At 35.2% G+C, this 16,280-nt stretch carries 9 protein-coding genes; all 9 read left to right on the top strand.

The window, feature by feature from the left end; translation table 11 throughout:
* Positions 1-264 precede the first annotated feature (264 nt).
* The 9 genes from ACM55G_RS02390 (at position 265) to ACM55G_RS02350 (ending at position 16,003) form a co-directional block, all read left to right on the top strand.
* Entirely contained in the window at positions 265-828 is a 564-nt protein-coding gene (locus tag ACM55G_RS02390; RefSeq protein WP_416842304.1) for an RNA polymerase sigma-70 factor, read from the top strand.
* Between the two features lie 241 nt (positions 829-1,069).
* Entirely contained in the window at positions 1,070-2,239 is a 1,170-nt protein-coding gene (locus tag ACM55G_RS02385) for a FecR family protein (protein ID WP_416842303.1), read from the top strand.
* A gap of 129 nt (positions 2,240-2,368) precedes the next feature.
* Positions 2,369-5,632: a TonB-dependent receptor gene (locus ACM55G_RS02380; protein WP_416842302.1), complete on the top strand. Its 3,264-nt coding sequence runs from the start codon at positions 2,369-2,371 to the stop codon at positions 5,630-5,632.
* A 10-nt stretch (positions 5,633-5,642) separates the two neighbouring features.
* On the top strand, positions 5,643-7,136 hold the full coding sequence (locus ACM55G_RS02375; protein WP_416842301.1) for a RagB/SusD family nutrient uptake outer membrane protein: 1,494 nt from the start codon (positions 5,643-5,645) through the stop codon (positions 7,134-7,136).
* 13 nt (positions 7,137-7,149) lie between these two features.
* Complete coding sequence (locus tag ACM55G_RS02370; RefSeq protein ID WP_416842300.1) at positions 7,150-8,226, top strand: SusE domain-containing protein; 1,077 nt, start codon at positions 7,150-7,152, stop codon at positions 8,224-8,226.
* Positions 8,227-8,352: 126 nt separating this feature from the next.
* On the top strand, positions 8,353-9,735 hold the full coding sequence (locus tag ACM55G_RS02365) for an alpha-amylase family glycosyl hydrolase (RefSeq protein ID WP_416842299.1): 1,383 nt from the start codon (positions 8,353-8,355) through the stop codon (positions 9,733-9,735).
* Between the two features lie 328 nt (positions 9,736-10,063).
* Positions 10,064-12,223 carry a glycoside hydrolase family 97 protein gene (locus tag ACM55G_RS02360; protein WP_416842298.1) on the top strand — a complete coding sequence of 720 codons (2,160 nt, stop codon included), beginning with the start codon at positions 10,064-10,066 and terminating at the stop codon, positions 12,221-12,223.
* A gap of 112 nt (positions 12,224-12,335) precedes the next feature.
* Positions 12,336-15,095: a T9SS type B sorting domain-containing protein gene (locus tag ACM55G_RS02355; RefSeq protein ID WP_416842297.1), complete on the top strand. Its 2,760-nt coding sequence runs from the start codon at positions 12,336-12,338 to the stop codon at positions 15,093-15,095.
* Positions 15,096-15,115: 20 nt separating this feature from the next.
* Positions 15,116-16,003, top strand: a complete 888-nt coding sequence (locus tag ACM55G_RS02350; RefSeq protein WP_416842296.1) for a PorP/SprF family type IX secretion system membrane protein — start codon at positions 15,116-15,118, stop codon at positions 16,001-16,003.
* Positions 16,004-16,280: the final 277 nt, after the last annotated feature.

The raw sequence follows: 16,280 nt of genomic DNA, 5'->3' as shown, positions 1-16,280 counted from the left end.
TCTATATTAAAGCTTCCAGCCTTTTTTTAAGACTGGAAGCTTTTTTATTACAAGTCTAATTTTTGAGGCAAACTGAATCCATTCTTCCTTATTGTAATATTACTTATCTCCAAAGTTATGTGAATAAATTAAAAAACCCTTTTTTACTCAAAGGAATCCATGCGAATAATATTTTTATATATTTGCTAATTCTTTAAGCAATTAAGAGGCTAGAATTGAGAGTATCTTATTATATTCTCCAAAAAACAAAGGGTATCCAAATTAATGTCAGAAACAAAAAACTATAGTGAACAATTATTGGTTAGTGAACTCAAAAATCACAACGAAAAAGCATTTCGTTCCCTTTTTGATTTCTATTACCAAGATATTTATGGCTATAGTATTAGTATTTTAAAGTCAAAAGAATTAGCTGAAGAAAACGTTCAAGAAGTCTTTTTGAAAGTTTGGTTGCATCGAGAAAACTTGAATTTAGCGCAATCATTTAAATCCTATTTGTTCACCATTGCCAGAAATCAAGCCTTTAATTTTTTGAATAAAGCCGCCAATGATGAACTTCTAAAAGAAGAGATTTTCTATAAAAGTCAAAAATCTCATGATCAGGGTGATTATTCCATTCGAGAAGCCGATTGCAAAAGACTAAAAAAACAAGCCATTAAACAACTGCCTCCCAAACGCAAACTAATTTTTAAAATGTCGCGCAAACACGGTAAAACCTATGAAGAAATCAGCCGTGAATTAGGCATTTCTGTAAATACCGTAAAAAGCCAAATGAGCAAAGCACTGGAATCAATGCGCCTTTTTTTTAAAGGTCATGATGGCATCTTATAAATCAATAAAAAAAATTAAACCCTAAATCACTCTTTTTGGGTGATTTTTTTTGGCTTTTTTTAAAAAATTTTTATTTTGTAAAAAATCAAACAACATCAGTAATGACAAGGGGATTACAGGTCTTATAATTATTTTTTAGCAATTATTTTATGTTAAAATTAAAAAAATCACAACTTTTGAGTAGTAGTCAACTTCACTTCAACTGTATTATATAGTACAGGATCAAAAAACCCAATTTGAAATGAATGAAAATTCAGAAATACAAAAATTACTTCATAAATTTATTTTAAACCAATGCAATTTGGAAGAAGGTAATGAAGTTGTTGACTATTACAGACAAAACAAACTTACTACTGATTTTCCAACAGTTGAAGACATAAAAATATTAGTAAATGAAATGCCAGAATTGGATGAAGCGACTGCAGATAAAATATTTTATAAAATATTAATTAATGCAAAAGAAACGGAATCAACAGCAATTGAAACCAAAAAGTTTCCAATGTTCAAATACATTTCTGTTGCAGCATCGATTATTGTTTTGTTATCTATTGGATGGTCTTATCAACACGGTTTTTTCAAACAAAAAAATGATGCAATTATAAATAGCAATGAAATCACTTTGCAATTAGCAAACGGTGATGTGCAAATTATTTCAGCCGGTAATAAATCCCAAGTAACCGACTCCGAAGGAAATGTTGTAGCAACCCATAATGGAAATAAAATTGCCTACGATACTGAAACCCCTTTAGAAAAACTAATTTACAATACCATTAAGATTCCATACGGAAAACGATTTGAATTGGAATTATCTGACGGAACAATTGTACATCTGAACTCAGGAACCACACTTAAATATCCGGTACGATTTATTGTTGGTGAAAACAGACAGGTTTTTTTGGACGGAGAAGCTTTTTTTGATGTGACAAAAGATAAAAAACACCCTTTTATAGTCAATGCAGATAATTTGAACATTCGTGTTTTAGGAACTCATTTTAATGTTTCCAGTTATCCTGAAGATAATTTAACCGATGTAGTTTTAGTAGAAGGTTCAGTAGGTTTATATACTGCAAATGAAAAATTTGACGCCAATAAAAACACCGTTCTAAAACCCGGATACAACGGTAGTTTTAATAGAAAAGACAATCATATTGAAACAAAACCTGTTATTACTGATGTTTATACTTCATGGATGGAAGGGCGGTTGATATTTAAAAACCTGAGCTTTAATGACATAACAAAAAAACTGGAAAGACACTACAATGTTACTATTGTTAACCAAAACAAGAAATTGGCTAATGAGAAATTTTATGCCAGTTTTGGTGATGAACCAATAGAGAAAGTACTGAGTTACTTTAATGATGTTCACGGCATTAATTACACTATAAAAAACAATGAGATACTAATTAAATAACCCTTAAAAACCAATGAAAAATGACGAGTTAACTATTGAAGTATAAAAAAATCGGAAAGAGCTACGAACAATTTCCGATTGAATAAGTGACTGAACCTAACTGATTAAATACAATCTATTTACAAAATTATGAAAAAAAAACCAAAGAATAGTGGGATCCATTTCCCATTGTTCCAAAATAACCTAAAATTGAAACTAACTACTCTCCTTCTTTTGGTGGCCATGTTTAATATTCGAGCTAATACTTATGCCCAAAAAACAAAAGTAAGTTTAGAATTAAACAACACAACCGTGGAAACGGTTATCGAAGCCATTGAGCAAAAAACAGATTTTCGATTTATTTATAAAATGAATGATATTGATTTAAATCGGATCATTTCTATCCGTGTAAAGGATCAAACAATTGATATCGTTTTAGATAAACTATTCAAAGGAACTGGTACGGATTTTAAAGTTCGGGATACTCAAATTATTTTGAAAAAACCTCTTATTGAAAAAAAAGATGAGAAGTTTTATCTAAAAAAGACCATCAAAGGGAAAGTATCTGATGAAAATGGAATGCCCCTTCCCGGTGCATCCATCATTGAAGAAAAAACAAAAAAAGGAGTTATTACTGATGCTAACGGAAATTTTGAAATAACCGTTGAAGACAGTGAAGCCATGCTTCTGATATCATATATAGGATATAAACAAAGAAGAGTTTCTGCAAATCAAGACAATAGCGTTATTCAACTTTTCCCAGAAACAACTACATTACAAGAAGTTGTATTGATTGGTTATGGATCTTCTACCAGAAAAGATGTTACAGGTGCAGTTTCTTCAATCGCTGCCAAAGACATGAATCAAGGTGCAGTTGTGAATCCATTACAATTAATTGCCGGTAAAATGGCCGGGGTAAATATTACCCAAACGGGTAGTGAGCCAGGTACGGCACCAAGTGTAAGAATTCGTGGAATATCTTCGTTAATTGGGGGAAATGATCCTTTAGTTGTTGTGGATGGTGTTCAAGGAAATATGGATTTATTAAACCAAATTCCTCCAAGTGAAATCGCCTCGATGGACATATTAAAAGATGCCTCTGCTACTGCCGTTTATGGCTCTAGAGGTGCTGCTGGTGTAATTATTGTCAGTACCAAGAAAAATAAAGCTGGAAAAACATCTGTAGAATATTCCAGCTCAATGGCTATCGATTATATTCCTAAAAAACTAGACATGCTGAATGCGGATCAATGGTGGCAACAAGCGCAATTAGTTGGCGTTCCTGCCTCGGCCAATCATGGTTCAGATACGGATTGGTATGGTATTCTTACTAAAAGTGGCGCTACTCAAACGCATACGTTATCTTTTGGTGGAGGAACAGATACGTTTAGTTATAGAGCTTCGATAAGTGCAATTTTACAAGATGGAGTTGTAATCAACACGAGTAATCAAAAATATATCGGTAGAATTCAAGCCACTCAATCGGCGATGGATGATAAATTAAAATTGACTTTCAATCTTAACAGCGGCGTTACCAATGCAACTAATAGTATTGGAAGCATCGGGAGAGCAGCATTTACATCTAATTTAATTACAAATGCTTATGTAATGCGCCCTACGGATCCGGTGTATAATACTAATGGAAGTTATTTTACAGATCCGAATGTTTTTCAATACCTAAATCCATATGCAGCAGCACAAACGGTAACTAATCAAGGTCAAAATGACAATTTATTTGGAAGCCTTAAAGCAGATTTAGATTTATACAAAGGCTTAACAGCAGGTTGGTTTGGAAGTTGGAGAAAAACGAATAGTACAAATGGATATTATCTTCCCGCTGAATCGACTAATGCTTATGCAATAGACCAAAAAGGATACGCTAACATTAGTAACAACAGGCAAAATGAAAGATTAATGAATATTAGTCTTTTGTATAAAAAAGTATTTGGAGACCACAGCATCAATGCTTTGGCATTATACGAATGGCAAAACCAAACCTATCAAGGTAATTTTGCCCAAGCCAAAGGTTTCATCAATGATATCGCTACTTATAACGCCTTGCAATTAGGTGATTTGTCCAAGGTACAACCAGGTGACATTCAATCATATAAAAACGACAGAACCTTAGTTTCGTTTTTAGGACGTATAAATTACACGTTTTTAAGACGATATTTATTTACGGCGAGTATCAGAAGAGATGGTTCTTCAGTATTTGGTGTAAATAATAAATGGGGAGATTTTCCCTCAGCTTCGGCAGCTTGGCAAATAGACAAGGAACCTTTTATGGCTAACCAAATTATTTTCAGCGAGTTAAAATTACGTGGAGGATATGGTGTTACCGGTAACCAACAAGGGTTGTATCCACAAAATTCTATTTCATTAGTGGGTGGATCTGGAGTAACTTATTTTGGAGGGCAACAAATTACCAATTTCAATGTGACTCAAAATGCCAATGCAGATTTACGTTGGGAAACAAAAAAACAAACCAACATCGGAGTAGATTTTGCTCTTTTAAATAACAGAATTAGAGGAACTGTTGATGTTTTTACAGCAACTACTGATAATCTTTTATTTGATTATACTGTTCCACAACCTCCATTTCCTTTCAATACAATAAAAGCTAACGTAGGAAGTCTATTAAATAAAGGACTTGAGGTTGCCTTAGGCTATGATTTGATAAAAACAGAAAACACAACACTTACACTTGCCGGGAATGTATCGTTATTGAGAAACAAAGTATTAAACTTAAGCGGTAGCATCAATGGAGTTCCGCTAAATACTGATAATGTGTCTTGGGGACCAAGTTCATTTTTGATAGCGGGCCAGCCTATTGGGACTTTCAACATCTTACATCATACTGGAAAAGACAATGCAAATTCTGAAACTGTACTTGATGTTGACAAAAATGGAATCATAGATCAAGGGAATACAAGCCCGGATCGTTTGATAAAAGGTTCCGCTTTACCAACTTACACGTATGCATTTAACCCTACTTTCCAACATAAAAATTTAGATGTCTCTATGTTATGGAGAGGATCAGGAGGAAACAAAATATACAATGGCCTTCGATCAAGCTTAAGTTATTTAGAAAATATCGGTAAAGCAAATATTTTAGACAGTGCCATTCCTTTAGGATTATTCACTTCTAAATATGGCTCTGATTTATGGCTTGAAGATGGTTCTTTTCTACGATTAGAAAATGTAACTGTTGGCTACAATTTTCATTTTGAAAAGATAAAATATATTGAATCTGTTCGCCTTTCTCTTACCGGAAATAATTTACTATTGATTACACCCTATTCAGGAATTGATCCCGAACTAAATATGAGTGGTAGTAATGGCTTTGGAGGCGATAATGGTATTTATCCGCGTACCAGAAGTTTTGCCTTTGGTTTGAATGTGAAATTTAAATAGTAAAAGAAAAATGAAAATCAAAAATATATTGCTAATAGGAAGCCTAAGTTTCTTATTACTTGTTGGTTGTACCAATGTTGATGAAAAAGTATATGATAAATATACAGCCGATGACTTTTATGGATCTGCGCAAGGAGCCGATGTTGCATTGGCAAGTGTTTACGCCCAAGTTGGCGGAAATTGGGATGGTGTAGGATATGCTGGGGCAGACAGAGGTTGGTATGACTTAAACTGCTTTAGCTCAGATGAACAAGTTATTCCTCATAGAACAACAGGTGACTGGGAATTGGATTTTGCTCGTTTATACAAACACGATTGGTTGCCAACGGATTCTTTTATAAACAACACTTGGAGATGGTTGTACAAATCTATTTTCAATGCTAATTTAGCCGTTAACCAATTAGAAAAATCAAATGCTGAACCTTCAAAAATTGCCGAAGCTAAAGTATTGAGAGCCTTTTTCTACTATTTATTGATAGATGATTTTGGAGATGTTCCTTTCTACACGGATAACAATATAACTGTAGATCAAATTCCACAATCAAGCCGTAAGGAGGTTTATAATTTCATCGTAAAGGAGTTAACAGAAAATGTGGAAACCCTTTCGGCTACCAAAGGTGGAAACTATTACGGAAGATTTAATAAATGGGCAGGATACACTTTATTAGCTAAAGTATATTTGAATGCGGGAGTATATACAGGCACTCCCGAATGGGAAAAATGTTTGGCAGCTTGCGATAAAGTAAATGCTGGTGGATTCTCACTTCATTCCAGTGCAGCTAATGCTTCCAGTCCAATGGGAAACAAATATTATGAATTATTTGGAGATGTACTCCCGGATGATGAAACCATATTAGCGATGTTTGTTACTGCAAATGTAGTATCCCGAAATATTTTTACGGTTCGTAGCCTAAACGGACCAGACGCCAAAAACTTGTTTGGCTATAGTGGATGGAATGGTACTATTGTTCCGAAAGATTTCTTTATAAAATACGATGATAAAGATATTCGTAAAAAACAATTTCGTTATGGAGACCAAGGCGGAGGAGTAAATTATTCTATTGATGTAGCGTCATTAGACAACCCTGGTGCCGCACCACAAGCTGGTGTTCGTAATACTAAATTTTATCCTGTTACCCCTATGGACGGTGGTGGAGCATCAAATGATTTTCCTATCTACCGTTATGCTGATGTATTATTAATGAAAGCAGAATGCAATGTCAGACTAGGAAATGCCGCTGCTGCAAAACCATTCATAGATCCTATCAGACAACGTGCCGGACTTGGAATATTAGCTACAAATCCTACATTAAACGATGTTTATAATGAGCGAGGATTTGAGTTAAATTGGGAAGGACACAGAAGACAAGATATGATTCGTTTTGACAAATTCTTATTAGCAAATGATTTCAGAGGTGTCTCTGCTAATTACAGAAAATTGTTCCCAATACCAACAGCGGCATTGGATGCAAACAAAGGAATAAAACAAAATACAGGTTACTAAACATAGAACTATTATGAAAAAATATATAAACAAGTTATTCGTAATTTGCGCGTTACTTTTCCTTGGTGTATCCTGTGAAAATGATGCCATACTTACCTCTTTAAAAGAAGTAAATTTTTCGGGTCCAATTGAGGCTTCGTCAAACGCTATCGTAATTTCCACAGAAAATGAAAATCTGTCTGTGCTAACCCTATCCTGGCCTGCGGTAACATTCCCTGTCAATGCACCTGTAACGTATGCATTACAATTTGATCTTCCAGCAGATGCCATTGGAGCTTCAGCATGGTCAAAAGCAGTTCGTGTTGAAGTTGGAGTCGATGTATTAAGTAAAGCTTTTTCAGGAAGCGACCTTAATAAAATGGCTATAAAAATAGGCCTTCCAGTTGATGTTGCAGGAAAAATAGTCGTTCGTGTAGAATCAAATTTGGATAGAAAAATATATTCAAATCCTATAGAATTAAGCATAACCCCTTTTGCTAAAAAAGTAGTGTTTGGAGCCATCTATATGCCGGGAAGTTACCAAGGATGGGATATAAATACTGCTGCAGAACTAAAAGCAATTGATAGTGGTATTTTTCAAGGATTTGTGACTTTTCCAGAAACTCAAGGTTTAGGATTTAAATTCGCCAATGAAAGAAGCTGGAGTCAATATTACGGAGCAGACGCCAATGGAAATATCGTTAATGGTAGTGATACCGATTTTCAAATTGCAAAAGCGGGTTCGTATCAGATGACTATAAACCTAAACACTGCAAAATGGACAGCTACTCCTTTTTCTTGGGGTGTTGTTGGAGATGCAACTAACGGAGGTTGGGATAACTCTACCAATATGTCTTATGACCACCAACTAAAAATATGGAAATTTAAAGGCGCTTTAAAAGTTGGAAATTTAAAATTCAGACTTAACAACACTTGGATAATAAATTATGGTCCAAAAAACAACAATGACGGGAAAGTATATCTGGACGATCCGGGCGCTCATTATATAAGTGAAGCTGGGATTTATGAGGTAACCTTTTCTATACAAGAAAAAGACGCAACAACCGGACTTTATCCTCCCACTGCTACTTATACAGTCAAAAAAATCTAACAAACAGATATTCGTTTAGCATAAAAATGGTTTTTAGTAATTTAATAAGCATCCCTTTTTACTGAAAAAGAGGGAGGGATGCAACCATTTCTAAGTTTACACGATAATTATTAAAAATCAAAAAAAATGAAATTATATATCAACATCGTTTTTGTACTTATCTTTTCTTCGGTACTAGCTTCATGCAATACATCGGATAATGAGTCAACTCCAGCTCCGGCTTATCCACAATATGGAACACGGTTTGAAAAAATGCCTAAAAAAGAAGATGCGGTCATTTATCAGGTAAACATTCGTGCTTTTAGTCAGGCGGGAACTATTAAAGGAGTTCAGGAAAAACTAACTTCTATTCAAGAACTTGGTGTTAATGTTATTTATTTAATGCCTATTTATCCTGTTGGAGTAGTTCGATCAGCAGGCGGATTAGGATCCCCTTATGCTGTTAAAGACTATAAAGCTGTAAATACAGCTTTTGGAACTTTGGAAGATTTACGTGTTTTGGTTGAAGAAGCCCACAAAAAAAACATGGCGGTTATATTGGACTGGGTTGCTAACCATACTTCATGGGATAATGCCTGGATTACTGATCATCCAGATTGGTATCAAAAAGATGCTACTGGAAATATCATTATTCCTCCTGGAACTAATTATAATGATGTAGCGCAGTTAGATTTTACTAATCTTGAAATGAGAAGTGCGATGATTGATGCGATGTCCTATTGGGTTTATAGCGCAAACATAGATGGTTTTAGATGTGATTATGCTGATTTTGTCCCTCAGAATTTTTGGACAGAAGCCATTAGCGCTTTAAGAAATATCAAAAAAAATCAAAACCTATTAATGCTTGCAGAAGGAACGAAAGTAAATCAATTTGCTGCTGGTTTTGATTATACTTTTGGTTTTAACTTCTTCAGTACTTTAGAAAAAGTTTTTAAAGAAAATAAATCTGCTACTACTTTACAAGATTCTAATGCTACCGAATATGCTAATAATTATAATCCTGAAAATAAAATTGTAAGGTATACAACCAATCATGATGTTAACCTTTCTGATGGCACACCATTAGAGTTATTTGGTGGAAAAAAAGGATCTATTGCAGCATTTGTAGTTGCAGCATACATGAATTCAGTACCAATGATTTATAACGGACAAGAAGTAGGGTACAATAAAAGAATCGGATATTTTACCCGTACCCCTATTGACTGGAGTACAGCCGATTTAGATATGCTAGCCGAATATAAGAAAATCATTGCTTTCAGAAATTCTAGCTCTGCCCTAAAAAAAGGAACTTACAAAGGATATAGTAGTGATGCTGTAAGTGCATTCACCATGGAAACCAGTACTGAAAAAGTATTTGTATTATCTAACTTAACCTCTGCAACAGTAAATTATACTATTCCTGTTTTATTATCTAAATTGACTTGGAAAGATGGATTTACCAGTGCTGCAATAACAGCAACTACTCAAATAAGTTTATTGCCATTTCAATATAAAGTACTGAAAAACTAATGCTGAAAATTAGTTTTAGGTAACACACGTTAGCCAAAACATTATTCCATTTATTGCCGTAAAACACAAAGGCGCAAAAGGTTTAATTCACATCACTTTGTCACTTTTAAGCAATTTGATAGTTTTTTTAAATACTTCTAACGGATGTGTCTTTGTGCCTTTGTGTCAACTTATTAAGGTAGGACTTATGTTCTTCGCACAATGCTGTGAAAATTCCGCAAGAACCATTCATAACTATTCAGCGCATTCAAAAATGGCTAGAATCTAAATTAAAGCAACACTATTAAACCACAATAACATCTCCTTATTAATAAATAAAATAAAAAATATGAACTTTAGACTTCCAAAAATACGTTTTCATGTGTTATTTCTATTCGTTTGCGCAAGCCCATTATGCATGCTCGCACAAGAGATCAATTCGCCCAACAAAAATCTTGTTCTAAAATTTGAATTGAGAGAAAATGGAGTGCCTTCTTACCAATTAATCTACAAGGGAAAACCGGTTATCAAATCCAGTACTTTAGGGCTAGAAACAAAAGATGTAGCGTCATTCATTGATGGATTTTCTATCACCAATACAACTCAAGCGGCTGTTGATGTTAATTGGGATCCCGTTATGGGCGAACAAAAAACGATTCGTAATAATTACAACGAACTGCTAGTTACTTTGGCGCAAGTCAAAAACAACAATCGATACATCCGAATTCGGTTTCGTTTGTTCAACGATGGATTGGGTTTTAGATATGAATTCCCAAAACAAAATGATTTGAATTATTTTGTAATCAAAGAAGAACATACCGAATTTCAATTGGCAGGAGATCATAAAATTTTCTGGATTCCGGGAGATTATGACACGAATGAGTATGCCTATACTACATCAAATATTTCCGAAATTCCTTCGTTGATGAAAAAAGCGACCATCGAAATCAATTCCCAATTTCCCATCAAAAATTTGGCGGTACAAACGCCTTCCATGATGAAATCTTCGGATGGTTTATACATCAATATTCACGAAGCGGCATTGATTAATTATCCAGCCATGTCTTTAAACGTGGATGCGAGTACTTTCAAAATGAGCAGCCATCTTACCCCGGACGCTGTGGGGAATAAAGGTTACATGCAAACGGATGCGCAAACCCCTTGGAGAACTATTGTAGTAAGTGATAAGGCCACTGATATTTTGGCTTCAAAACTAATCTTAAACCTCAATGAACCTACAAGTTACAAAGATGTTTCTTGGATAAAACCAGTGAAATACATTGGAATTTGGTGGGAATATTTCGTTGCTGGAAAAAGTACCTGGGCGTATGGAAAAGAGACTAATGTAAAACTAGGTCAAGATTTCACTAAACTTACGCCAAATGGAAAACACGGAGCAACAACGGAACATGCCAAAGAATACATTGATTTCGCAGCAAAAAATGGGTTTGATGCTATCCTTATCGAAGGTTGGAATATAGGTTGGGAAGATTGGGTTAACAATTGGAAAGAAGAAGTATTTGATTTTACAACTGCTTACCCTGATTTTAATGTCAAAGCAGTACATGATTATGCTGCCGCAAAAGGGATAAAGATCATCATGCACCACGAAACTTCTGGAGCTGCAACAAACTACGAACGTCGTTTGGATCGTGCTTTTGAGTTTATGAATGCCAATGGATATGATGCTGTAAAAACGGGATATGTAGGGAAGATTATTCCGCGTGGTGAACATCATGACGGTCAATGGATGGTCAATCATTACATACACGTCGCGGAGCGCGCTGCCGATTATAAAATCATGATAGACAGCCACGAAGCGGTACGTCCTACGGGATTAAACCGTACGTATCCAAACTGGGTCGCGCAAGAATCAGCCCGAGGAACAGAGTTTGAAGCCATGGGAGGACTAGCTCCGGAACACACCACTATTTTACCATTTACCCGCTTGATGGGTGGACCAATGGATTATACACCCGGTATTTTTCAAACTGATCTTACCTATTACAAAACTGGTGGAAACCAACGTGTCAATACTACTTTGGTAAAACAATTAGCGTATTACGTGACTATGTACAGCCCCATTCAAATGGCGGCAGATCTTCCGGAGAACTACAACCGTTTTCCAGATGCTTTTCAGTTTATAAAAGATGTTGCCATAGACTGGGATAACAGTTATATATTAGAAGCTGAGCCGGGAGATTATATCACTATTGCCCGTAAAGCAAAAGGTAAAAATGAATGGTTCGTGGGTGGCATCACTGATGAAAACTCAAGAACGGCAACTATTGCTTTTGATTATCTTCCAAAAGGTAAAAATTACATCGCAACAGTTTATTCGGATGCTAAAGATGCCAGTTGGAACAAAAAACCACAAAATTATACGATTCAAAAAATCATAATCACTTCAAAAAGTGTTTTGAAACAATACATCGCTCCCGGTGGAGGTACTGCCATCAGTATAAAAGAAGGGAATACTTCAGAAATGAAGAGTTTGAAAAAAATATAATTGGGAAAATAAAAACATAAACCATATTGCAAATTACCTGTTTTGTAATATGGTTTATTAAACAGAATCACAAAAATAATAATTACTATTACTAACTTAAAAACCAAAAACTATGAAAAAGAAATTACTCTTTTTTATTATTTGTCTTTTGACAATTTCTTTTGCAAATGCAAAAAAGCCATCGCTTATTTCGGTTGAAAAACAGAGTACCGCTTTTCTAACGATAAGTATATTTGGAGATGCAACTCCCGGAGCTTGGGTGACTGATACTGATATGGTTACCACCGATGGAACGATTTATACTCTTAAAGGAGTTGCTTTGATTCCAGGAGCATTGAAATTTAGAGGAAACCACGAATGGACATTACCCTACAATTGGGGAGGCACTGCTTTCCCTTCAGGAACAGCAGTAGTTGATGCTAATCCTATAACGATACCAACTCCAGGTAACTATGATATTACTTTTAATAGCACTACTGGGGTTTATTCGTTTGCCGTTTCACAAGCAAGCTTTCAAGTAATAAGCATTTTTGGGGATGCAACTCCGGGAGCTTGGGTAACCGATACTGATATGACAACCACCAATGGAACTACCTACACGCTAAAAGGAGTTAACTTGGTTTCAGGCGCATTGAAATTTAGAGGCGATCATGCTTGGACTCTACCTTACAATTGGGGAGGAACAAGCTTTCCGTCTGGAACAGCGATAGTTGATGCTAGTCCTATAACTGTACCAACTGCAGGAAAATATGACATTACTTTTAATAAAACGACAGGTGTTTATAGTTTTTCCTTTCAAACTATAAGTATATTCGGTGATGCAACTCCGGGAGCTTGGGTAACCGATACGGATATGACAACTACAGACGGGACTACTTATACGCTTAACGGTGTTTCTTTAATACTGGGAGCATTGAAATTTAGAGGAGATCATGCTTGGACATTACCTTACAATTGGGGTGGAATAAGCTTTCCTTCAGGAACGGCGGTCGTTGATGCTAATCCTATAACTGTATCAACTGCAGGTATTTATAATATCACTTTTAATAAAGCGACTGGAGCCTATTCGATCGCGATTCCACCGGTAAACTATCAAGTGATAAGTATATTTGGAGACGCTACTCCGGGAGCTTGGGTAACCGATACTGACATGACAACTACTAACGGTACCATTTACACCCTTAATGGAGTTTCCTTAACACAAGGAGCATTAAAATTTAGAGGAGATCACGGCTGGACATTACCTTACAATTGGGGAGGAACAAGCTTTCCTTCAGGAACAGCAATAGTTGATGCTAATCCCATAGCTATAGCAACTGCAGGTATTTATAATATTACTTTTAATAAAACGACTGGAGCTTATTCATTTGCCACCCCACAAATAGTATATACAATAATAGGTTTAATTGGTGATGCAACTCCTGGCGGATGGAATACGGATACTGACATGGCAACTAAAGATGGCATTCACTACACAATTAACGGAGTTTCTCTGGTACAAGGTGCACTGAAATTTAGAGGAAATCATGCCTGGACCTTGCCTTACAATTGGGGAGGAACAAACTTTCCAACTGGAACAGCCATAGTTGACGCTAATGCTATAACTATAGCAACTACAGGTATTTATAATATCACTTTTAATAAAACGACTGGAGTTTATGGTTTTACCTTTCAAACCATAAGTATCTTTGGAGATGCAACCCCAGGAGGTTGGGTAACTGACACGGATATGACAACTTTAAACGGTATTCTTTATACTCTTAATGGAGTTTCATTAATACCGGGAGCATTAAAATTCAGAGGAGATCATGCTTGGACATTACCTTACAATTGGGGAGGAACTAACTTTCCAACTGGAACAGCGGTAGTTGATGCTAATCCTATAACAGTGCCGAAAACCGGTGTTTATAACATTATTTTTAATAAAACGACAGCAGAATATAGTATTTTAATCCCTTCTGCACCAAGTAAATTAAACTATATTACTCCTAATGTTTTTATTACAAATACAGCTTTTACCAGCTTAGTTCCTACTGTAAATGAAGGTTTAGGCAATCTTGTTTATACTGTAAATCCAGCATTACCTGCAGGACTTAGATTAGACTCTGTAACAGGTATCATCAGCGGGACGCCAACAAGCATTCAGTCTGCAATAGCGTACACAGTATCAGCAACTAATAATTACGGTTTTTCTAATAAAACTATTAGTATTGAAATACAAGGAATACCAACTGCTTTAACATATGCTGGAAACCTTAGGTTACCAATAAACATAGTAATGGAAGCGGTAGTACCAACTGTAACTTCAAATCCAGTATCGACTTTTAGCATCAATCCTTCTTTATCCACAGGAATGACTTTTAATACCAGTACAGGCGCAATAAGCGGTAGACCAACTGTGGAGACAACCGCAATCAGTTATGCTGTTACTGCCACTAATTTAATTGGCGCTACTACTAAGAATTTCACAATCGAAGTGTATAATGAAGACCATGATTTTGATGGTGTTTTGGATGTAAATGATAACTGTCCTACGACATATAATCAAGATCAGGCAGATATTGACCATGATGGAACTGGCGATGCGTGTGATTTAGTTGAAATAAATGTAGCCGAAGGATTTTCTCCAAATGGAGATGGTAAAAATGACACTTGGTTTATAAATAATTTAATACATCATCCTAATTCCTCTGTGCGCGTATTAAACAGCACAGGAGCAGAAGTGTATTTTTCTAATGATTACCAAAATGATTGGAATGGAGAACATAAAAACACCGGTTCAATAGTAGCTGTAGGTTCCTATTTCTATCAAATTGATTTAGGTAATGATGGTTCTATTGATAAACAAGGGTGGCTTTACATTGCTAAATAATCTATAAATAAAAAAGTAACATGAAAAAAATAAATTATATATTGGCAGTAGCATTACTATTAATTGGTAGTTCGGTTTTTGCCCAACAAGAAGGTTCTTTCGCTTTTTACAAATACCATATGAATGTTATCAATCCCGCTTATGCAGGTGTTGATGAGCAAACCGTAATTACAACTTCCCTAAGAAATCAGTGGAGCGGAATTGCCAATGCACCAAAAACTCAAGCAGTTTCTTTTGGTATGCCAATAGCAAATAATCTTGGCTTCGGTATCGCAGTAGTCAATTCTTCCACTTTTATAGAAAAACAAACGGCTGTAGATATTAATTTATCTTATAAAGTAAAAATGACTCAAAGCACCGATTTGTATTTGGGCATCAACGCTGGAAGTACTAATTTCAATCTAAATACAGCTGGATTACAACTGTATTCTGTTGAAGCAGATCCTGCTTTTGGTTCCATCCACACTTTTACTCCCAACTTTGGTGCGGGTGCCTTATTAAAAAGCGAAAAATTCTATGTATCGCTTTCGGTTCCAAAATTACTGAATATCCAAAGCGCAAAAAATGATAATGGATATGCAACAGTAGAAACCAATAAACCTAGAGTTTATTTAAGCGGAGGTTATGATTTCAATCTTAATCCAGCAGGTACATTAGTATTAAAACCATCTGTGTTAGCCCGATATGTTACTGATGCTCCATTTTCTGTTGATTTCAGCACCATGTTGCAAATACAGAACAATTTTGAAGTTGGTGCATTGTATCGAACTGATAAAGCCTATGCAGCAATGGCAAATTTCATTCTTAACAAAAAATTTATCATTGGATATGCTTATGAAATGAGCACTATTTCAACGATGGCCAGTGCTAAAAATACAAATGAGATTTTATTACAATATAAGTTTTAATATAATTTGAGTTTTGTTTTAAACACCTCTCGCGAGGTGTTTTTTTATGTTAACACGAATCATCTTGACGTTACCAAAAAAGTGATTATAAAATACGAATCTAAAAACAATTACTTTAAAAACACACAAAGGTTTATGAATTGATTTCATAAACCCTTTTTTATTATCCATTAAAAAGTAAAGACACAATTATACCATTTATAAATTCAAAATGGTCCAACTTAAATGAACTTACATATCTTATAGGGTTTAAAAATTACCTGAACATTTAAACTTA

The organism is Flavobacterium algoriphilum (genome assembly GCF_048158655.1).
In the GTDB taxonomy this organism is placed as follows: Bacteria; Bacteroidota; Bacteroidia; order Flavobacteriales; family Flavobacteriaceae; genus Flavobacterium; species Flavobacterium algoriphilum.
Note: the sequence above shows the minus strand (reverse complement) of the source record. Positions and strands in the feature narration are given on the sequence as shown.

Bases quoted from the DNA above. Each gene is read 5' to 3' on its own strand.
- ACM55G_RS02355 (WP_416842297.1), top strand. From the start codon at position 12,336: ATGAAAAAGAAATTACTCTTTTTTATTATTTGTCTTTTGACAATTTCT.
- ACM55G_RS02370 (WP_416842300.1), top strand. From the start codon at position 7,150: ATGAAAAAATATATAAACAAGTTATTCGTAATTTGCGCGTTACTTTTC.
- ACM55G_RS02385 (WP_416842303.1), top strand. From the start codon at position 1,070: ATGAATGAAAATTCAGAAATACAAAAATTACTTCATAAATTTATTTTA.
- ACM55G_RS02365 (WP_416842299.1), top strand. From the start codon at position 8,353: ATGAAATTATATATCAACATCGTTTTTGTACTTATCTTTTCTTCGGTA.
- ACM55G_RS02380 (WP_416842302.1), top strand. From the start codon at position 2,369: ATGAAAAAAAAACCAAAGAATAGTGGGATCCATTTCCCATTGTTCCAA.
- ACM55G_RS02350 (WP_416842296.1), top strand. From the start codon at position 15,116: ATGAAAAAAATAAATTATATATTGGCAGTAGCATTACTATTAATTGGT.
- ACM55G_RS02390 (WP_416842304.1), top strand. From the start codon at position 265: ATGTCAGAAACAAAAAACTATAGTGAACAATTATTGGTTAGTGAACTC.
- ACM55G_RS02360 (WP_416842298.1), top strand. From the start codon at position 10,064: ATGAACTTTAGACTTCCAAAAATACGTTTTCATGTGTTATTTCTATTC.
- ACM55G_RS02375 (WP_416842301.1), top strand. From the start codon at position 5,643: ATGAAAATCAAAAATATATTGCTAATAGGAAGCCTAAGTTTCTTATTA.